The sequence below is a fragment of the Photobacterium angustum genome (assembly GCF_003026365.1).
In the GTDB taxonomy this organism is placed as follows: Bacteria; Pseudomonadota; Gammaproteobacteria; order Enterobacterales; family Vibrionaceae; genus Photobacterium; species Photobacterium angustum.
The window spans coordinates 1-23,095 of the sequence record NZ_PYOM01000005.1; the positions used below are offsets into that span (position 1 = coordinate 1).

The window sequence follows — 23,095 nt, forward strand, 5'->3', positions numbered from 1 at the left end:
AACATTAATTACTTGAAGAGTTGTTAATATATTAATCAGTGATTTTTACTTAAAAAAATTGATGTCATCATTATTTTCATATAAATTTTTTACTACTTTTAATCAAGATTTATATTTATTTTTACATTAAATAAATAACTTAGCTTGTAGAATCAAGATAACAAAATAATAAGGTAAATAATTTAAATTAATTACGAATACTATTTTTAAAAGTCTTTCGAATCTAATAGTGATGATTCAGTCGGTATGCCTTCGCTTCGGCACACCATCGCTTCTTTGTAATGTGAAATGTCAGAGTTCAACATACTTATTAATAGGTGCATAAAAGAAAAGTAACATTTAGCTTCTCTTTATGACTTCACTAACAAAGTTCGTTCGCAGAATAGTCTGAATGCTCCCAATTAGTTGAAAGTCACATACAGTCTTGGTGTTATTGTTCTAGAAAAAAGCTATTATACGACAAGTTTCGGTGCTAATTAGTGACTTCTTTTCATCTTACCTTTCTTGATACTTTTATTAACTAATTCTAAACTTTCAGTAAGAGTGCAATTTAAACCATATAATTAATAAATATGCATTCATGTATTTTTTACTAGACAAATAAAGCAATCGTTTTTTATGAAGATCATTAGTTAAACATCAAAATATTCTGATACTTTTTTTTGTACTTAAATGTATATGTATGAATACATTAATGTCTAATTTATATTTTCAATATTAAAATCATTATGACTTTTTACCATATTACAATCATAACTAGATGGTTTGAAAATTTAATTATTAGATAAATCACATAATTACAGATACTTACCCGACTGTTTTTTTTAAAATGTTTATTGGCTTGATACTTGTAAAATTTTCAATGATGAAAATCTCAATTACTTCCATAAATATTTTTAACTGAGTGAGGCAAAGATATGAAGTGTCTAAAACACTCTTTACTAGCATGCTCGTTAGCCTTAGTTTCAACATCGGCCTACAGCATCATACCGCATGCATTCACTGACAATGGTGGCTGCCCTAGTAATGCTTTTTTGTTTCAAGGTAATCCAACTGTAGTGTACCAAATGGATTTATCTTCTGGATTTTATCGACCGTCAAAAACAATGGCATCGCAAGTCAATGCTGTCGGTTTTAACGTAACAGACAGTTATATTTACGGATACGACGTAACTAATGAAGAAATTGTCCGTATAAATCAGCTTTTTGATTTCGAAAGTATTCCCGTTACAGGTATTGATACCACCATGCCCTATCCAACTGGTGACGTTTATAATAATAAATATTATATATATAGACAGGGGGTAGGTATGTACGAAATAGATCTAACGACTTTTTCTGTTACTCTCGTCATGACACCCAGTAGCGCCACATTAAGCCTTCATGATATGGCTTTTCATCCCGATTCATCTGGACGTCTATTTACTGTTGATAGCGACAATAAAAAGCTTTATGAAATAACTAACTTTACTACACCCAATAGTGCATCATTTGTTGAAATTGGTAGTATAAATGTCCCTGAAAATGGTGGTTTTGGTGCACAGTATTTCGATTCAAATGGTTTCCTCTACCTAAGTCGTAACAATGATGGCGCCATTTATAGAATTGATTTAAGTGATTTATCTAGCTTTACATCAAATGCCGTTTTTTATTCTATTGGTCCTACTTCAACCTTAAACGATGGCGCTAGATGTTCAACTGCTGCCATAGTTGCTGAAAATACAGATTTTGGTGATGCTCCTGATACATACAAAACATCCCTTTCTACTAATGGAGCTCGTCACTACAATATTTCAGGCGTAAATTATTTTTTTGGTTCCAACATTGACACAGAAGGCGATGCTTTTGTCTCACCGAATTCAGATGATGCCAACAATGTTGCTGATGAAGACGGTATTTCTTTTCCTGCAAACTTTAGACAAGGTTCTGACGGTTTAGTCAATGTGACTATTGGCGGTTCAGCAAATGGTTTTATCAATGCATGGTTTGATTGGAATAATAATGGTGTATTTGATGAGGCAACAGAACATGCAATTGATGATGAGTTATTAACCGCTGGAGATGGAACGACACCAGCAAGTCATGTTCTGAAAATAAGAGTACCTGACGATGCAACCACTGGACAAATATGGGCACGTTTTCGTATTTCTAAAAATGCCGGTTTATTATCTTATGGTGGTACCTCTTACGGTGAAGTAGAAGATCACCAAGTAACTATTGATTCCCAACCCGTTACTCATAACTGGTATCCATCCTCAGGTTCTTGGGTGACATTGGCATATGAAGATGACTGGCCGCAAGAAGGCGATTTCGATTTTAATGATGTCGTTGTGTATTACCGCGTAGATAAAGTAACGAACTCTGCGGGTGAAGTTCTCCGCTATGATATATACGGAAATTTAAGAGCATACGGTGCAGACTTTGCGAATGGTTTCGCTGTAAAATTTGATGGTATTCCAGTTTCTGCCGTAGATGCGGACAGAACTAAGTTAGTGATTAATGGATCAACCTTACATCCTAAACAGATATTAGAATCTGGCACAACTGATGCGGTTGCGATTATTTCAAATAATCTACTTACAGAAATACCGACACCAACCTGTTCTGGACTCTTGGGTACTTTTTACAGAGTATGGACTGGTTGTAATTCCGATGCAGCTGATTTATTCCAATTTGAAGCAAGCATTCCTTTCATAACGCCATTATCATCATCTAGTGTTCCAAGCATGCCTTTGAACCCATTTATATTTGGTACGCCAGGTATTGATCATGGCGAAGGTACGCGTGCTACTGATGGCCGTGCAATTGAGATTCATCTGAAAAATAAAGACGTTTCAAGCAAGGCAAATACTGCTTATTTTGCAACTGAACATGATGATTCTGCCTATGTTGATAGCGACTGTCCTGGTAATAACTGTGATACGTATCATACTTCAAATGGTATTCCGTGGGCTATCGTAGTTGATGGAGCTTGGGATCATCCTAGCGAAGGGATAAACATACTTGAAGCCTACCCTGATCTTCAAAGTTTCTCTGTATCTGGTGGTAGTACTAATACGGACTGGTATCTTCGTGCGAACTCAGATATTACTAAGCTCTTCGAGTAAGTCTATTCGTAAACGATAAATATAAAAAAGCCGATAATGCTTTAACATTATCGGCTTTCATCTCTTTTCAATGAGCGTTAATTAACACTCATTAATCGCATTACGAACACGTTTATCAGATACAGGATATGGCGTACCTAACTGCTGAGCAAAGTAACTTACACGAAGCTCTTCAATCATCCAGCGGATCTCTTTTACCTTATCTGGTACTGGCTGTCCTTTCGGGATCTTGTTCAGTAGCTCTTTGTACTCATTAACTACAGACTCAATCTTCAGAATATGCACACGATCTTTATTTGGATCGATTGGCAGTTTTTCCATTCGACGCTCAATAGCACGCATGTAACGCAGAATATCAGGTAGGCGTTTCCAACCACATTCTGTTGCAAAACCTTTGAAGATCAGGCTTTCAATTTGTGCTTTGATATCAGACATAGCAAAGGCCATGTTTAAATCAATACGGCCTTTCAAACGCTTACTGATGTTAAATGCTGTGGTTAAGATGGCTTCAACTTGTTTAGCAATATCAACCACAGTGTCGCCAAGCTCAGCACGAACATATTCTTTCAATGCTTCAAATGATTCTGGCTGCCATGCTAATCCGCCTTTCTGTTCAATCAGCTTATCAACACCACAAGCAATACAATCATCAATCAGATCAAGTACACGACCATATGGATTAAAGTACAAACCTAACTTCGATTTGTTCGGCAGGTTTGAATGAAGATACTTAATTGGCGATGGTACGTTAAGCAAAATCAAGCGACGTTGACCTGCCTGCATCGCATTGTTTTGCTGCTCTTCAGTTTCAAACAATTTGATACCAACAGAATCTTTATTATCCACCAGCGCAGGGTAAGCTTTAACTTCAAAACCCCCACGTTTCTGTTGGTAACGCTCAGGTAGCTCTCCAAAGCTCCATGTTTTCAAACCATCTTGCTCGATATCATCATCAGCAACTTGCGATAACGTTTCTTGAACCTTCTCTTTCAAGTTATCTTTCAGGCCATAGATATCTTTGCTTTCTCGTAACTTACGATTACGGTGATCAACAGCACGGTATGTGATCTTTAAGTGATCAGGGATCTGATCTAAGTTCCAATCTTCACGCACAATTGTCACACCACTCATACGCTTCAATTCTTTTTCTAGTGAATCTAGCAATGGTGCTTCCATTGGCTTAACACGCGCTAAAAACGCATCGGCATAGTTTGGTGCAGGCACAAAGTTACGACGTAACGGTTTTGGTAATGATTTGATCAACGCAACAACCAACTCATGACGTAAACCCGGGATCTGCCAATCAAAGCCATCTGGCTGAATTTGGTTCAAAATAGCCAATGGTACATGTACGGTCACACCATCATTATCTTCACCCGGTTCAAACTGGTAGCTTAGTTTTAGCTTCAAGTTGCCTTGATGCCAGAAGTTTGGATAATCTAAATCAGTAACATGACTTGCATCACCACGGAATAGCATCTCACGTTCAAAGTTTAATAACTCTGGATCTTCTTTCGATGCTTTCTTCCACCATGTATCAAAGTGGCGACCTGACGTTGCTTTTAATCCAATACGTTGATCGTAGAAATTAAACAGTTCATCATCATCGATCAGAATGTCACGACGACGCGATTTATGCTCAAGCTCTTCGACTTCGCGTAATAACTTACGGTTTTGTTGATAGAACTTATGACGCGTATCCCAATCCCCTTCAACCAAAGCTGAGCGGATAAAGATTTCACGCGATAACGTTGGGTCAATATTGCCGTAGTTAACTTTACGTTTGGCGACCACAGGAATGCCATACAGCGTAACTTTTTCAAACGCATGAACGGCAGCAGACTTCTTCTCCCAATGCGGTTCGCTATAGCTACGTTTAATCAAATGACCCGCTAATGGCTCAACCCACTCTGGCTGAATTTTTGCACCAATTCGTCCCCATAGACGTGACGTTTCCACTAACTCTGCCACCATCACCCACTTTGGCTGTTTCTTGAAAATGCCAGAGCCAGGGAAAATATTAAAGCGGGCGTTACGCGCACCTTGGTATTCATTTTTCTCTTGGTCTTTCATACCAATATGAGAAAGCAATCCGCTTAATAGCGAAATATGAATACTGTCATAGCTTGCTTCGTTGCCATTCATTTTCAACTCAAGCTCTTTAATCACTTGGTTGACTTGGAAATAGATATCTTGCCACTCACGAATGCGTAAGTAGTTTAAGTATTCTTTCTTACATAAACGGCGGAATTGATTACTAGAAAGCTCTTTTTGTTGCTCTTGGACGTAATTCCATAAATTAACGAACGCAACAAAATCAGAATCTTTGTCGTTAAATCGGCGATGTTTCTCATCAGACTGTTGCTGTTTATCTGATGGGCGTTCACGTGGATCTTGAATAGATAGTGCTGATGCAATGATCATCACTTCACGTAATGCACCAAGCTTTGGCGCTTCAAGTACCATACGAGCTAAACGCGGATCAATAGGAAGACGCGCTAATTGGCGACCCATTGGTGATAAACGTTTACGAGGATCTGTCGCTTTAGAGTTAATCGCACCTAACTCTTCCAATAATCGAATACCGTCTTGAATATTGCGATTATCTGGTGCTTCTACAAATGGGAAAGCTTGGATATCACCCAAACCAATCGCGGTCATTTGAAGAATAACTGACGCTAAGTTAGTACGTAGAATTTCAGGATCGGTAAATTCTGGGCGCGATAAAAAATCTTCCTCAGAATATAGACGAATACAGATACCTTCTTGAACACGACCACAACGACCCATACGCTGATTGGCGCTAGCTTGTGATATAGCTTCAATCGGTAGACGCTGTACTTTCGTTCGGTAACTATAGCGACTAATTCGTGCTGTACCCGGATCAATAACGTATTTAATACCTGGAACAGTCAGTGAGGTTTCCGCTACGTTTGTTGAAAGTACAATACGGCGACCAGAATGTGATTGGAATACTCTGTTTTGCTCACCCGCCGATAGACGTGCGTACAAAGGTAGAATTTCAGTATGGCGTAATTTACGCTTTTCTAATGCATCTGCAGTATCACGAATCTCACGCTCACCGTTTAAGAAGATCAGGATATCACCCTCACCCTCATCACACAGTTCATCGACCGCATCAAAAATTGCATCTAACTGATCACGATCGGTGTCATCACCGTCTTCAACCACAGGGCGGTAGCGAACTTCTACTGGGTACGTACGACCTGAAACTTCAATAATAGGTGCATTATTAAAGTGCTTAGAAAAGCGCTCAGGATCGATGGTTGCTGAAGTAATTATGACTTTTAAATCTGGGCGCTTTGGTAATAACTCACGCAAATAACCCATGATGAAATCAATATTTAAGCTACGTTCGTGCGCTTCATCGATAATGATAGTGTCATATTGACTTAAGAAACGATCGTGTTGAATTTCAGCCAGTAAAATACCGTCTGTCATTAACTTTACGTGGCTATGCTCTGAGACCTGATCGTTAAATCGGACTTTATAACCTACGTGAGAGCCCATTTCACATTCCATTTCTTCTGCAATACGAGAAGCAACAGAGCGTGCAGCCAGACGACGAGGCTGAGTGTGGCCGATCATACCGTGGGTACCACGACCGATTTCTAAACAGATTTTAGGTAGCTGAGTAGTTTTACCTGAACCCGTCTCACCCGCCACAATAACCACTTGGTTATTTAAGATCGCTTCAGCGATATCATCTTTCTTCTGGCTTACGGGTAACTGTGCTGGGTATATGATTTTTGGACGCTGAGTACGGCGACGTTCCACCGTTTGCATTGATTTCGCAATCTCTAATGCAATTTCGTCAAATACAGCGTGCTTGGATTTTTCGTTTTTAATTCTTGATGCGCCTTGTACACGTTTGTGTAGACGAAAACGATCGCGCATCATGCAATCTTTAATAGCAGACTTTAATGTTTTTTCGTTATTCAACACGTCTGCTTGAGTTTGATTCGACTGACTCAATGTAATTCCTGTCTTTCAATGACTAATGGATACCGAGAACATCATGATGACAACTCGCTCAGTATCACTTGGCGATTCGAAATTTTTGTTAATTCTATCACAATTAAAGCGGCGTGAGAGCAGGTTAAAAGACAATTACTGGGATGTAATGATGCGATAAAGAACATGATGTGTAATGAATAAAAAAATAAAGCCGACTCTAAAGGTCGGCTATTGATTACGCTTTAATTCTAAGTGGATTCTCGTTTGATAAATCCAACACTTCCCCTCGCGATGGGAAAACCCTGAAGTGTGTTGTTGGCTCTGTAATTCTGAACATGTGGAAAATTCTAGCCAGTGCCGCCAAACGTAATTTTAAGTTTGATAAATTATCTTTATTCTCATCAAACTCTTCATGAGAACCTGCTTCAGGATCAGCCTCAATATAGTCTTGAGAATAATCATGATTTTCGAGGTTATTGTCGATATCACAACGACCAAAAAGCTCTGCAACAACGCTGTAGCCAACAACCTTATCTAAACCAATGTCTTGTAATGCAAGCTCATCACCGTTTCGAATATGTAGCATTGCATTACAGTAATCTGTAAAAATAGCCTGATTTAATTGCTGACGGCTGTAGTTCATATTGATTAAGTGCTGATTGACGTCTTCAATTGCGTTATTAACACTCACTTGTTCTAGACCCGCTCCCACCAATAAATCAATAACTTTAGTATCATTGGTATCTGGGTTGATGTTGTCTATAAGCGTTGAAAGTACCGTTCCTGATAAATCATCATCTATCAAGCTTAAAACCATTAGCCAATATAGTGGAAACGTTGACTGATAAAGATGGCGCATATCCCAGCCCCAATCATCAGACTTATCATTAACAGTTAAGCAAATCAGGTGTTGATACATCAACTCTCGGTAAGAAGACACCTCAAGCATCGATTTCCAATGTGTATCTAAACCTTTAGCTGTACGCCAGCTTATTTCATTTTCATAATGATTAAATAAAGAATCAAATTCAGGCACATCTTCAATGACTTTGGTTTCTATTTCGAAGTCGTCAGGACCATAACAGGTGATTTTTTTATACGCTGGAATATAAGCAGCTAATGACGGTGCCTGAACATTAACTAAAGTTTGTCCATTACGACCAACATATTTAGCGGTATCGTTAATATGAATATGCCCAGCAAAATGCAGCTTTAAACCACAATCAATGAGCTCTTCAGTAGTTTCTGATGTTGGGACTCGCTTATGGTTATACGATGAGTCAGCGAACAAATAATAAAAATCGTCAGCGCTATAGTTTAAATATTCAATAGCAGGGTAATGTGAAAAAACGAGTAATGTTTTTCCTTGCTCATCTGCTCGCTTAATAACATCTTTTAACCAAGTTAATACCTGCGTTTTTTGAACTTTACCATCTTCATACCCTTTTGCATCATGATCCCACTGACTTCCCAGCGGATCCAAAGGTACATGAGTGTTCATGTCTACAGAGCAAATCCAAAAACCTTCTATTGGTTCGACGAGATAACTAGAGTCAGGACATTCTACTGTATAGGCTCCATCAGCAGATATTGCTTGATATACACGATCTTCAAGTTTGTGTGATTTCCATGGCGTTTCATAATAGTGATAATGCGGCTGAGATTGAAAACCAAATCGACCTAATTTTTCCATTAATGGTGTGAAGCCTAGAGATTGCATTTTCGGGCTATAGAGTACATCGTCAACTTCATCAGTAGGAATAAAGCTTTCAACATCATCTTGATTACTGGTTACTTTTACACCAGCACCATCTGAGCGTAAGAAGGTCTTATCACAATCTTCACCATAGGGTGTAGTAGGATCGTGATTGCCATGAGTTAAGAAGAACTCCAATCCATAGTCGTCACTGTATTGATCAAGTACTCTTTTCAAGCCATCAACATGTGCTTCTTGTCCATCATCAGAAAAATCGCCAACAAGAATAACGAACTTAATGCCCTCTGCGACAATGTCGTCTAATGTCGCTTTGAAGACAAAGTAGTTTTCATTAAACATACGGGTAGAACCAACTGAGTCTTGCATCGTTCTAATACAAACTTCGTTATCATTGAAGCCAAAATCACCATGAATATCATGAAAATGGACATCACCAAGTAAAGCAATTCTATGTGTTTGATCAGTCTGGTTATTATTACTTTGCAATTTACAACCAGGTAATACCGTTGCTGATGTTGCTGCGACACTTGCTGAACTTAATAAAAACTGACGTCTTGATAATTGGTAACTCATATACAACCTTGGTTAATACCCTAAAAAGTGGGTGGATATTAAGAAGCTGTTATTTCATTTCTATTATTTAAAAATGACAGATTTATTAATCACTTACACAAAGCAATATTCTACCTGCAAATTTTACTTGTGTAATAAGCAACAAAATATGTTGAATATTGGTATTATTGGTATTATTGGTATTATTGGTATTATTGGACGAGTTAATTACAAATAAAAAAGCTAGACAATAACTGTCTAACTCTTTTTATGCAGACTTAAATCCACCGGTATGTATTGTTATATTTTTATGCTGTCATAGCAGAGGATTCTACGTCATCATTAACAAGATTTTTTAACCACTTACGACCATAAATTCGATAAGTTGTCAGTCCAACTTTCACGACTTCTTCTGCCAATATTGCAACAAGCACCCAATGTAATGGCCAGCCTAAAACAATACCCGTGAGTATGGCTAAAGGAATACCTATTGCCCATTGGCCAAATAAATCAATAAAAATACTGTATTTGATGTCGCCACCGCTACGTAATACCCCTCCAATACCCACCATATTGAACACTTTTAGGAACATACCTAACGCCATCACTAAGGTAACATTCAGCGACATTTCAAGGTTTGGTGCTTGAGCCTTTGCCAACCACTCTCCAACAAGCCCACTCGATAACCAAATCGACACACCTAGCACAAAAGCGATAGACACACTTAAAGCTAGAAAGAACCACGACTGATGAAACGCTCGTTGATAATTTTCAGCGCCTAATTCATGGCCCAAAATCGTTGATGCAGCGACAGCAAAACCAATAAAGGCAGAAATTAATACCGCTTCTATCGGCGATAATAAACTAATGATGGCAAGCTCTGTTACACCTAATTTGGCAAAAATAACGCTATAAACAAGTATTCCCATCGCCCATGCTCCGTCATGAACAATCATAGGCCAAGCGACATTAAAATAACGTTTCCTTGCTTTGGCGTTACTTGCTGGCTCTATATCTTCCTGTGTTGGTAGTACTTTTTTATAGGTTTTATAAGTAATAAACAGCAAAATAACTGTTTGTGCGCCACGCGAAATCGTTGTCCCCAGCGCGGCACCAGCAACACCCATTTCAGGAAAACCATATAATCCAAAAATTAATAGCGCATTAAGTACGCCATTAATAATGACAGCCACCAGCCCAACATACGTTGGCATTTTAGCTTCGCCTACTGCACGTAAAGCAGATTCAAGCGGTACAACAATAGCTGTAAAAATAATGCTCCAGCCGCAGACATACAAATAATCTCGCGCATAGTGAATAAAGTCAGATTGATCATTAACCAAAGAAACAATTTGCTCTGGAAAAACACGGTATGCGACAGCAAAAGGTAATGTTAGAAAGATTGCGCATACCCAAGATTGCAACAAGGTACGCCTCACCCCTTCCATTTTCCCTGCGCCAAAATATTGTGCCGCAAGTACACCAACAGCTCCACTGACACCAACAACAAGCAATAAATTAAAGAAAAATATGCGGTTACCAATACCTACAGCGGCAACTTGTGACTCACCGAGTTTAGAGACCATGATGACATCGACTAAACCAAGTAGTGAAAACAACATAGATTGCATTGATACTGGCAACGCTAGACGCCATGTTTTTTGCCAAAATGTTTTATCTGCTGAGTATCGCCAGTGTTGCATGACCGCCACCTATTTATTGTTATCTTACTGTGAAGCTGATCATACCTATGTTTATTCAAACACGTTTATTCTAAGCAATCAAAAAGCTTTGCCAGACTATCATTTTAATTTTGGAGCTCTGCAATGGGGTATATTGATACTTTTACTATTTCGCCAAAATGCCAATCTATCATTATTGATCAAGTACAATCGATTGAACTTGAGAAACAAAAAATCCTTCAATGTGGCATTAATTATGGCAAAGAGGCATTCAGTATTTATCGAAAAAGCCCAGATATGTATATGCTGCTCTATACTACGGGTGGTAAGGGATTACTGAAAACATCAAACGGTGAATGGGCATTAGAAACCGGCAGTGTTATTTATGTACCGCCCGGTTATGAGAATGGCTTTATTATCAACCCAGATGATAATCCTGATCTTATTTGGGATGTCGCATGGGTTATGCTTGAAAAACATAAGCATTGGGATAAGAGCTTACCTCATGATATTAGCTATCAAGATTCACAATCAGGCTCATTACTATTTAAGACTATCATTTGCCTAAGCGAATCTTTAAGTTTCAACTATCCATTGGGTGATGCACTATGTAAAAGTATTACCGAACAGATTTGTTTATTAGTTAATACCCAAACTGCCTCTCACTCTCCTAAAGCACTTACCCGTTTAGAACATGTTTACCAGCAAACGAAAAGTCAGTTACATCACCCATGGCAAGTCTCCGATCTGGCAGCCTTATATCCATGCTCTGAGCCGCATTTTCATCGGTTATGTCAACAGTATTACCAACAATCTCCCATTGCCTATTTAACTCAAATTCGAATGGAGCATGCTGCTGGGTTGCTGACTACCACCACTTGGCCAATTCAACATATTAGTGACTTGTGTGGTTACCCAAACCCAACCAATTTTAGTACTCGATTTAAAAATTGGAGTAGTTTTACGCCTCGACAATTTCGGACGAAGTTTCAGCCACAACTTTAAAACCTAATTACTTTGGCATGATTAAATAATTTTTCTCTCTAAGGTGTTATCAGTTAAGCTAGTAAAGAAACAAAGTGATAAATAAGCTAGTTAGATATAAACGCCTTTAACGATAAAAGGATCACCAGATGCAAAACTGCTTTACATATAGTTATCAACTTGATGCGAGTAATGGTGCTTCGCCGCTCTCACTTGATCAAATAAATAACTGGAGCAGTAATGATGGACTAATGTGGCTTCATTTAGACTACACCGATGAAAAAGCACTAGCATGGATTAACAATAGTCATTTACCTGATGTAGAAAAAGAAGCCCTTACTACTCAGCGTATTCGCCCTCGCTTAAATCAAACGAAAGAAGGTTTTTTCCTATCATTGAGAGGAATAGATTTAGATTCTGATAATCAATCAGACCAACCATCAGAAATGGTCTCTATTCGAGGTTACTATACACACAACACCATTATTACCACCTCAGACCGTCCTGTTAGAGCATTGGATCGTATTTCGGCACATATTAATGGCGGCTTTGGGCCTAAAACCATTGGTGCATTCATTCTCTGTCTTTGCGATCACCTTACAAGTCATAAAATAGAAGTAATTGATTCCCTCGATGACAAGTTAACCCAGCTTGAAGATCAGGTTATGAATAATAGTGATGACGACCTCCGAAATAATATTGCGCAATTAAGACGAGAGACCGTTTATCTTCGTCGCTATGTCACTCCGCAACGTGATGCAATCGCAAAATTACTCACTATTGATACTCCACTACTCTCACTATCAGACAAACAAAAAATACATGAAGTAAATGAAAAGCTACTCCATGTGATCGATGACTTAAACGCTATTCGTGAGCGTGCCAATGTAACGCAAGAAGAATTAATGAGCTTACAATCTGAAGCATTGAACCAGCGCCTTTATTTTCTTTCTTTAATTACCACTATCTTTTTACCATTAGGTTTTTTAACTGGTTTACTGGGTGTTAATTTAGGAGGTATTCCTGGTTCACAAAATCATTGGGCATTTTATATATTCTGCAGTCTATTATTCGGTGTATTAACACTTCAACTTATCCTTTTTTATCGTAGAAAATGGATATAAAAATTATAATAGATAACTTATTTACATATATGTAATCCAATTTTGTTATTTTTAATATTGATTTATTACAGATATTATTAATATTATTAACTTAAACTGGTAAAATAATAAGGACAATAATGTTCAAATCGCTACGTACACTATTTCGACAACTAACAAATGATCCTAATAGTAATGAAGCCGTAGATACTCCAACGCTTCATTTAGCTATGGCTTCTTTATTATGTGAAGTAGCTATTGCCGACCACGATCAGGATCCAAGAGAAGAACAAGCTAAAATTCAGCTTCTAATGAAACTACTTGAAGTTGATGAAGTTACCGCAAAACAATTACTTGAAAAAGCGCAACTACAAGTAGAAGCGTCTGTGTCTCTTTATGATTTTACCAATAAATTGCGTTCACTTGAGCAATCAGAACGCTACCAATTAGTTGAAGCCATGTGGCAAGTTGCCTACGCTGATGGTGTAATAGATCCTCAAGAAGAGGCTGTTATTCGCCAAGTTTCTGATTTAATTTATTTAGATCATTCTGCATTTATAAAAGCTAAAATCAGCGCTAAAAATACCGCAAGCTAACCTATTTAAGAGCTATAACCATAGCTCTTTTTTATTTTCCCTTTCTTGATAGTTTTAATATCAACACCTATCCTATGTATAGAGTGCAAGGTTAAACATATATTAATATTTATGCACCTTTACATATTTTACTAGACAATTAAAGCAATCATTTAATAGGCAACTTTTTAATAACACTATTTAAGTTATTAACATGGAGGCATTAATGGCTCATAGAACCATTTGTGCTTTTTTATTTAATAGAGAAAGACAGGTTTAAATATATAGACACTCCTGTCTACTTTATATTTTTATATTGATACTTATTTTAATAAGTTCGCTATATGCAACATACAATGAAAATGTATGAAAAAAATTTTCATTAATAATCATATAGATATAAACACTGAAATTACTGCCTTATTAAATATTTGTTGGCTTGAAACTTGTACATTTTATCAATGATGAACAAAACAATGCATGTCCATAAGTATTTTTAACTGAGTGAGGCAAGATATGAAGTGTTTAAAACACTCCCTGCTAGTTAGTTCGCTGGCTTTGTTCGCAAGTCCAGCTTACAGCATCATTCCCCACCCTTTTACAGATGATGGGGGATGTCCACAAGAAGCCATCTTATTCCAAGGTAGTCCAAGTGTCGTTCACAAACTTGATTTATCGACAGGTTTTTATCAAAACTCTGACCCAATGACAGCAACTATCACTGCTTCTGGTTACAACGAAACAGATAATTATGTTTACGGTCATGATAGAACTTCAGAAACCGTAGTTAGAATTAATCAACTTTATCAACATGAAAGTTTAGCTGTAACAGGATTACCTGCGGCTACTTACATTACTGGTGATGTGATTAACAACAAATTGTACTTGTACAAAAATGGGGCCGGATTATATGAGATTGATTTAGTCACTTTAGTGGCGACAAATATCATGGCCTCATCGACGGCAACACTTGGTTTGACTGATATGGCTTTTCACCCAGGTGGGCGTCTATTTGCTGTAAATAACAGTAACCAACGTTTATATGAAATTGTTGACCTCAATACAGGTAACGCTACCTTTAATGATCTCGGCGATATAGGCTTACCATCTAATACCTACGGTGCTCAATATTTTGATTCAGCCGGCTTTCTTTATTTAAGTTCTAACGGAGACGGTAAAGTCTATCAAATTGATTTGAGTGACCTATCCTCTATTAGCCCAACAGCGACTTTCTACTCTAACGGCCCTGCAACCAATATAAACGATGGTGCTCGATGTGTTAGTGCTGCTATTACGTCGGAGAATACTGACTTTGGTGATGCACCAGACACCTATAAAACCTTGCTCACCAGTAATGGTGCTCGACACTACAATGTATCAAGCGTTAATTACTTCTTTGGTCCTGCTGTTGATACTGAACCAGATGCTATTCCTTCACCTAACTCTGATGACGGTGATAACGTTGCAGATGAAGACGGTATCTCCTTCCCTTTAAACTTTAAACAAGGTTCTGATGGTTTAATCAATGTCACTATTGGTGGTTCTGCTGCAGGTTTCGTAAATGCTTGGTTTGATTGGAATAATAATGGAGTGTTTGACGAAGCAACTGAGCATGCTGTTACCGATGAATTACTTGTAGGTGGTGACGGTACAACGCCTGCTAGCCATGTTCTTAAAGTCAGGGTTCCTGATGATGCTGCGACTGGCCAGATTTGGGCTCGTTTCCGTATTTCACGAGATTCAGGGGTCCTCTCATATGGTGGTACTTCTTATGGTGAAGTAGAGGATCATCAAGTTACTGTTGATTCACAAGCTGTTACTCACAATTGGTACCCTTCTGCTGGTTCATGGGTAACACTGGCATTCGAGGATGATTGGCCGCAAGAAGGTGACTTTGACTTCAACGATATCGTTATGTACTACCGTGTAGACAAAGTGACTAATTCGTCTGGCGACATTCTTCGCTATGATATATACGGAAACCTACGTTCTTACGGTGCCGACTTTGCTAATGGCTTCGCTGTTAAGCTTGATGGTATTGCAGCCACTGCAGTCGATTCAGACAGAACGAAACTTGTAATTAATGGTGCGACTCAACATGCGACACAAGTTCTAGAATCTGGCACAACAGATGCTGTCGCTATTGCTACGAATAATCTTAAAACAGAGATTCCAGGTCCGACTTGTTCTGGTCCACTAGGGACTTATTATCGAGTATGGGCAGGTTGTACGGATGACGCTGCAGATTTATTCCAATTTGAAATGAGTATTCCGTTCTCGTCACCTATTGCAGCTTCAAGTGCCCCTAGTATGCCACTAAATCCATTCTTATTCGGTACCCCAGGTATTGATCATGGTGACGGTACTCGTGCAACCGACGGTCGTGCAATCGAAATTCATTTGAAAAATGCTGACGTAACAACTAAGGCAAGTACTGCTTACTTTGCTACAGAACAAGATGCATCGGTTTATGTTGATGCCGATTGCCCTGGACCTAGCTGTAACACTTACCAAACTTCAAACGGTATACCTTGGGCTATTTTAGTTGATGGCACCTGGGATCACCCAAGTGAAGGTATTAATGTACTAACCGCATATCCAGATCTACAAGCATTTTCAACGTCAGGTGGTGCAACTAATACAGATTGGTACCTTCGTGCTAACGCTGATGTAACTCAGCTATTTGAATAATGGTAGGGAGTATTTAACGATGAAAAATTTATATGTGACTCTTTTTACTGCTGCTCTACTATTTGGTTGTGGTGGTGGTGGCGGTGATGATGGCGGCTCAACAAGTGCAGCATCGCCAGAGGCATCTCCAGCTGCACCTGAAGTAAGCGATTCTGTTAGTGGTGCAGCTCCAGTAACTGTTTCGAAGTTCGAGGATCTTGTTATCCCAGACAATTATGATTTGGTTACTACCTATGATATGCCAATTAAGATAGACCTAGACACTTCTGAACCAATGAGTTTGAGTGTTTACTGTGATTATAATGTCGCTGACGATGGAACACTCACTCCAATTGCAAGTAGTCGCATTATTTCAGGTCAAATCGAAAATGGTGATTTTAATGGCGTTATTGCTGCAACGAGTTCAGTAAAATCTCTACTTATTGAAGCTTGGTATCAAGATACGACTAAAGCACCATTCCAAACTGTAGTTAATGCAGATGTTAACGGAGTTACCATCTCTAATTAATTCATATAAGGCCAACTTTTACAACGGAGGAAAGTTGGCCATTTCTTTCAAAATGAACGTAAGAAAAGCGGCTTTATTATTACTCCTATTTATATTTCTCGCTTGTAAAGGTGATAATGGCCAACAAGTTACCACATCGCCATCTGAAAATACTTCAACTCTAATTGAAAGTTCACCAGTTCATGATGAAGTCGTAAATGATATTTATCTTGAAGAAGTCCTATCCGATAACTCTCTACCTCAAAACACCTCACCATTAAATGATGACGAGATTTTGGAATCTATCGATAATAGTCAAGAAAATGAAATAGATTCACAAGAAATAGTAAATAATCAAAACACTGAAACATCAACAAGTAGTTCAGAGGAAATCCTTTCTGTAAATAATAACGTTACATTCAGTACCCATTTTAAACAAGGTTCTGATGGTCTAATTGAAATTCAAACTCAAAAAGATATTAACTTTTTTCTTAATGCTTGGTTTGACTGGAATAACGATGGAGTTTATGAAAATAATAATGAATATGTCTTAGTGAATGAACGATTAGTATATGAAAAAGATAAGCCTTTTCATAAATTAAAAATTAGAGTACCAGAAAACTCATCAACAGGTCAGATATGGACAAAATTTAAATTATCTAAGCTTGAAAATAATAACGCTATAGGTAAAGAGGCAAATCCAATAACTGGAATAGAAGAAGAGCATAATGTTACTATTGAAGCTCAAAACTTAATACATAATGTTTATCCCTCTGAAAATAACTGGGTTACTTTAGCCTTTGAAGATAGTTGGCCGTTTATTGGTGATTTCGACTTTAATGATGTCGCTTTACTTTACCGTGTAGATAAGATTACTAATAATCAAGGTGATATTGTACGCTATGATATTTACGGTAGCCTTACAGCTTATGGAGCTAACTTGGCAAATGGCTTTGCAGTAAAACTTGACGGTATTCCTTCAGAAAAAGTAGATGGATTGTTAACAAAACTTGTTGTTAATAATACGACCTTACATAATGTCCAAACTTTAGAGCAAGGAACCATTGATGCGGTAATTATTATCAGCAATAACCTTAAAGATGAGATAGATCAGCCTACCTGTACAGGAGAGCTTGGTGCTTTTTATAGAGTTTGGAAAGGATGTTTTGATGATGATCCTAACCAATATGTTTTCATTGCCAGCGTTCCATTTATTACACCTATTCCACCTTCTGATGCCCCAAAAATGCCACTTAATCCATTTATTTTCGGCGCTCCTGATATAAATCATGGTTCGAATATAAGAGGTATAAGCGGTAGAGAAATTGAAATTCACTTAAAAAATCATGATGTCTCGTCAAAAGCAAATACATCTTATTTTTCAACTCAAGATGACACATCTATTTTTATTGAAAATAAATGTCCAGGTATTGATTGCAATACCTTCCACAATTCAAATGGATTACCTTGGGCAATAATAGTTGAATCGATTTGGAATCATCCCAGTGAGGGTTCTAATATTTTGCTAGCATATCCAGAGCTTACAAACTTTGCAATTTCAGGAGGAGACATAAGTACTGACTGGTATATAAGAAGTAACGCTAATTTAGAAAAGCTTTATGAATAATTCAATATTTTATGGTACTTAATTTGCGTTTATAGGATAGGGACATATTTCTCTCACATTTTGTGATGATTATTTAAGTTTGATAATATGAAATTATTAATTCTATTTGTTGTAACTTTACTTTTTGGCTGTAGAAGTGATACTTCTCCTGAAGCTGAGGCCAATATTAGTGGCAATAACGCTTCAAATTCGAGTGCTCAACAAAATATCGAAGAATCTAATACTCCTCAGAATAATTCATCGATAGACACGCAAGTAATTAATAATATTGCCTCCCAAGATATTTTAAATGACTCTTTATCTACAGAGACAACTGAGCAAAGTAACAATCAACACTTAACTCCTTCTTTACCTGATGAAATAAAAGTTGAAAGTGAACAACACAGCGAAGAAACGGCTTCAGCACAAAGTGACAATAGTAATAGTTCAGAGTCAATCTTATTAGAAGATAGTACTTCAGATTTACAACTACCTATAAATGATAATGCAATCCCCCCCCAAGATGCTGATGAAGCTGAAATATTAGATGTTTCAGCAGAACCAGCAGAACCAGCAGAACCAGCAGAACCAGCAGAACCAGCAGAACCAGCAGAACCAGCAGAACCAGCAGAACCAGCAGAACCAGCATCAAATAATGAAAATGATAAAACGACTAGTAGTTTTAGTGATCTATTCTTTCCGAATGATTTCAACTTGAACAGATCTTATGATATGACAATAAAACTCGATTTAAATACGATAAAAACGTTAAGAATTAGTATTTATCACGACTTTAATGTTGTGACGAGTGGAGTAGTATTACCGATATCATCAAGTCTGCTCACTTCCGGTACGATTGTGAACGGTGATTTTAATGGCACAATCCGTGTTACTAGTTCTATGCAATTTATATTTATTCAACTTTACGACAGTAATGCCAACCAGTTCTTTTATCAGGCAGTTAAAGAAACATCACCAAACGGCATTACTATCGTTGAATAGTCATTTAAATGAACAAGGATGAATAGTTACTTTGGATTACTATCTCATTATTTAATATCAATCGTTCGACTAGCTTTTTTATATTGCACTCGCCATCCTTGCCATCGTGGTAATTCCCATCGTTTCGGATCAGGCTTACGGTTACCCGACGTATAATTTGCAACAACAAGTTTTCTATTAATGTCATAGTCTATTGCCATTACCAGATCAGTGAGTTTAACTTCACGTGGGTAACGCTCATCAAACTCTTGTCTTTCCCATTCTGGGATCCCCTCAAAAGTAAAATCTGAAGGTTCAAAGAGTTCGAGATCATCAATGTGTTCAATACCTAAGTCTTCGATTTGTTGTGATAGCCATTCAATCGCATCAACCGAATCAGGTTCACGTTTAACAAAATCTGCATTATATAAACCCAATGCGAGATATAAATTCCACTGCGAGATATCTGAAATAATTCGAGGAGCAAGATCAGGCATTACTTCACCAGCAAGTAGCATAGCGACAATGGCAGAGCGTGCTGATTGCCCTTCAGGTTCAATCCATCGAGTATTAATTACCCGCCCAGCATAGATCCTCTGGATTGCCGTTTTAAAGCTACCATCCTGTTGTTCAACGGTATCTCCCTGAACCAACTCACCTAACTCAGCATTATTCATTTGTGACAATGTAACGGGCGAACTGCAGGTTGCCAAAATGCGATTTTGTTTAACCCCCCTACCAGGTAAGGCAAATTGATCAAATACGATCGCAGCTTGAGATAATGATCCATCAGGCGTCTGATTATCAATTAATGAATCTTTCGCACTACTGACTTCAATAATGCCGTTACTCATTGCCTGCTGACGTTTTTCCCGACGAAGAAAAACTAATTCAGGTACCGCCTTAATAACCGCATCTTGCCATAAATCTCGTTTAAATCGGCTAGCAACAGACAGCTCTGGAAGTTCAAGTAACTCTCGCATTTGTACTGATAACAAACGCGCTTCTGCTAGCATATTGTCATCTACCGCTAGCCATTCAGGACACTCATCCATGCGCACCATTTTTATTAAGGCGGTCGCATCACAAAACACATTACCCAGCCAACGATATAATTGTTCAATATTTTCTTCTGAGCGCGGTGGCTGCCATAACCGTTGCGGAATAGACAATGCAGCAGCAAGATCGACCATCGCTTCTTTATTTGCTCGGTTATCCATTGCTGTTATCAAGTGAGAAAATAATGTATCGATAGGAAGTTGATATAAACAACGGCCATAATCAGTAATAACTTCATTTTCAGTCATCGCTCCCATAGACAACAAAACCTGCTGCGCTGCGACAAAGGTTTTTTCAGGCAAAGGATCAATAAACGAAAGTTGGCTAAGTCTTGCGTTACAACATAAAGCTGCCAAATAGGCTTCTACCAACTCTTCTCGCTGCAACTCTGGCGGTGTTAATAACTCTAATGCTGCGGCTATACCATACAAGCGAATACAAACACCATCTGTTACGCGCCCTGCACGCCCTTTCCGCTGCTCTGAGCTTGCTTTGGAAATAGCGTGTAATGATAGTACTGTTCGACCGTTTCGCTGGTGAGTACGGCGCTCTAAACCAGAATCAATGATCAACGTAACCCCAGGGATAGTTACCGAGGTTTCAGCCACATTTGTTGCCACAATAATGCGTTGCTTATCACTTTTTGTTAGAGCCCGCTTTCTTTCATCATCGGTAACGGAAGCGTGTAATGGAATAATATCCATTAATCCAGCTTGTATTTGCTCACTAAACTGTTGCGTTAGTGCATTTTGCGTTGACGCTATCTCTTTTCTTCCGGGTAAAAAAATCAAAATATCTTGGTGGCTATCAATATGCGTTTGAACCAAGCGAGTTATCCGCTTATCGATATTCATCACATCGGGCATATCTCGACTATCAGAGGCATGATGCAACACATTTACCGAAAAATTACGCCCTTTAGCTTGTAAGTGCTGTGCAGATAAATAGTTAACTAACCTTTGGCTATCAATCGTTGCAGAAGTAATAACTAAACGATGAGATTGTTGCTGTTTGAGTAACGCAAGTAGAAGATCTGTATCCCAACGTCTTTCATGAAACTCATCAATAATAATTGTTGAGAACTGAGCTAAATTACCTTCACTTAACCAACGTAATGCAACACCGGGGGTCGCGTAAATAATATCCGTATTTTCATTAAAGTGATGTTCAAAACGAATGGCATATCCAACAGATAACTGATCAGGATTTGCTTCTTCTGTTAATAAATATTCAGCTAGCGATGTACAAGCAACCCGTCGAGGTTCAACCACCAGTACTTTTCCATAAATAGCAGCCCATAATGGTAAACGGGTTGATTTACCCGACCCCGTTTCTGCTTCAACAACAATATGTTCATCATGTAACAAGGCTTTAAATTGTTGCTCAATGCTATCTATAGGTAAGTTATTCTGCATATCTAATATATCTTTAATGAATTCAACGCTATTTTCGCAATTATTACTTACATTGTCAGTGAGAATCATAATATTGATTAAACTTGCTATTCTTATCTCCCTAATTGTTTATTCCATCATCAATTACGTTTCATTTTTTTATGTAAGTACTACTAATTTCATCGAAAAATTGACTTTTTTTTGTAACTCCCTAGCCTTACAGCATCAACTTATGGAGGCAGCGCCACATGACAACGAAAACCATATTTAATCCTGAGCTTTGGAACGAAGTTGAAGGCTTTGATTTTGAAGATATTACTTATCATCGCGCAAAAGATCAGGGCACTGTTCGTATCGCAATTAATCGTCCAGATTGCCTTAATGCATTTCGTCCAAAAACAGTTGATGAGCTTTTCACCGCACTCGATCACGCTCGTCAATGGTCTGATGTAGGCTGTGTACTACTAACGGGTAATGGCCCATCTCATAAAGGCCAGTGGTCATTCTCATCGGGTGGCGATCAACGTATTCGTGGTAAAGATGGCTATAAGTATGAAGGTGAAGAAGCGGGTACTGCTGACGTTGCTCGTATGGGTCGACTTCATATTCTAGAAGTACAACGCATGATCCGCTTTATGCCAAAAGTAGTTATCGCGGTTGTTCCCGGTTGGGCTGTTGGCGGTGGTCATAGCTTACACGTTGTTTGTGATTTAACTCTGGCATCTAAAGAGCATGCCGTCTTTAAACAAACAGATCCTGATGTTGCATCATTCGATTCTGGCTACGGCTCTGCGTATCTGGCTAAAATGATCGGTCAAAAACGTGCTCGTGAAATCTTCTTCTGTGGCTTTAATTATAGCGCACAGGAAGCCTATGAAATGGGTATGGTTAACAAGGTTGTTGATCACTTTGAACTAGAAGAAGAAGCGCTTCGTTGGGGTAAAGAAATCACAAGTAAATCACCAACAGCAATGCGCATGCTGAAATACGGTTTCAACCTTCCAGATGATGGTTTAGTCGGTCAGCAACTGTTTGCTGGTGAAGCAACACGCCTTGCTTATGGTACTGAAGAAGCACAAGAAGGTCGTGATGCGTTCCTAGAAAAACGCGATCAAGACTTTAGCCGCTTCCCTTGGCATTACTGATCTGCTTAATTTATAGGTAAATAAAAGCCACTTA

Annotated in this window: 13 protein-coding genes; 9 read left to right on the forward strand and 4 right to left on the reverse strand. The window is 38.3% G+C overall.

The window, feature by feature from the left end:
* The first annotated feature begins 917 nt into the window (after positions 1-917).
* Positions 918-3,107: an LruC domain-containing protein gene (locus CTN01_RS06290; protein WP_045147734.1), complete on the forward strand. Its 2,190-nt coding sequence runs from the start codon at positions 918-920 to the stop codon at positions 3,105-3,107.
* Positions 3,108-3,188: 81 nt separating this feature from the next.
* Here CTN01_RS06290 and hrpA read toward each other — a convergent pair whose 3' ends face one another.
* The 3 genes from hrpA to CTN01_RS06305 all read right to left on the reverse strand — a co-directional run bounded on the left by hrpA (position 3,189) and on the right by CTN01_RS06305 (position 11,057).
* A complete protein-coding gene (gene hrpA / locus CTN01_RS06295; RefSeq protein WP_080896154.1) occupies positions 3,189-7,103 on the reverse strand; it encodes an ATP-dependent RNA helicase HrpA in 3,915 nt (1,304 codons plus the stop codon).
* Between the two features lie 217 nt (positions 7,104-7,320).
* Positions 7,321-9,375: a metallophosphoesterase family protein gene (locus CTN01_RS06300; protein WP_107188394.1), complete on the reverse strand. Its 2,055-nt coding sequence runs from the start codon at positions 9,373-9,375 to the stop codon at positions 7,321-7,323.
* Between the two features lie 287 nt (positions 9,376-9,662).
* A complete protein-coding gene (locus CTN01_RS06305) occupies positions 9,663-11,057 on the reverse strand; it encodes an MATE family efflux transporter (RefSeq protein ID WP_045147735.1) in 1,395 nt (464 codons plus the stop codon).
* A gap of 123 nt (positions 11,058-11,180) precedes the next feature.
* Here CTN01_RS06305 and CTN01_RS06310 point away from each other — a divergent pair, with 123 nt between their 5' ends.
* The 7 genes from CTN01_RS06310 (at position 11,181) to CTN01_RS22905 (ending at position 19,484) form a co-directional block, all read left to right on the forward strand.
* Complete coding sequence (locus CTN01_RS06310) at positions 11,181-12,041, forward strand: helix-turn-helix transcriptional regulator (RefSeq protein ID WP_045147737.1); 861 nt, start codon at positions 11,181-11,183, stop codon at positions 12,039-12,041.
* Between the two features lie 128 nt (positions 12,042-12,169).
* Entirely contained in the window at positions 12,170-13,144 is a 975-nt protein-coding gene (locus CTN01_RS06315) for a zinc transporter ZntB (protein WP_045147739.1), read from the forward strand.
* A 119-nt stretch (positions 13,145-13,263) separates the two neighbouring features.
* Complete coding sequence (locus CTN01_RS06320; RefSeq protein WP_045147740.1) at positions 13,264-13,719, forward strand: tellurite resistance TerB family protein; 456 nt, start codon at positions 13,264-13,266, stop codon at positions 13,717-13,719.
* 495 nt (positions 13,720-14,214) lie between these two features.
* Positions 14,215-16,389 (forward strand): LruC domain-containing protein, encoded by a 2,175-nt coding sequence (locus tag CTN01_RS06325; protein WP_045147741.1) that lies wholly within the window; start codon positions 14,215-14,217, stop codon positions 16,387-16,389.
* 19 nt (positions 16,390-16,408) lie between these two features.
* Positions 16,409-16,897 carry a hypothetical protein gene (locus CTN01_RS06330; RefSeq protein ID WP_045147743.1) on the forward strand — a complete coding sequence of 163 codons (489 nt, stop codon included), beginning with the start codon at positions 16,409-16,411 and terminating at the stop codon, positions 16,895-16,897.
* A gap of 34 nt (positions 16,898-16,931) precedes the next feature.
* Complete coding sequence (locus CTN01_RS06335) at positions 16,932-18,503, forward strand: LruC domain-containing protein (RefSeq protein ID WP_162184260.1); 1,572 nt, start codon at positions 16,932-16,934, stop codon at positions 18,501-18,503.
* 87 nt (positions 18,504-18,590) lie between these two features.
* A complete protein-coding gene (locus CTN01_RS22905) occupies positions 18,591-19,484 on the forward strand; it encodes a hypothetical protein (protein WP_211317077.1) in 894 nt (297 codons plus the stop codon).
* Positions 19,485-19,531: 47 nt separating this feature from the next.
* On the opposite strand, the gene CTN01_RS06350 is transcribed toward CTN01_RS22905, so the two are convergent.
* Positions 19,532-21,937 (reverse strand): helicase-related protein, encoded by a 2,406-nt coding sequence (locus CTN01_RS06350; protein WP_045147943.1) that lies wholly within the window; start codon positions 21,935-21,937, stop codon positions 19,532-19,534.
* Positions 21,938-22,164: 227 nt separating this feature from the next.
* On the opposite strand from CTN01_RS06350, the gene CTN01_RS06355 reads away from it, so the two are divergent.
* The gene (locus CTN01_RS06355; protein WP_045082858.1) at positions 22,165-23,061 is read left to right on the forward strand and encodes a 1,4-dihydroxy-2-naphthoyl-CoA synthase; all 897 of its coding nucleotides are present in this window, start codon (positions 22,165-22,167) and stop codon (positions 23,059-23,061) included.
* The last annotated feature ends 34 nt before the right edge of the window (positions 23,062-23,095 follow it).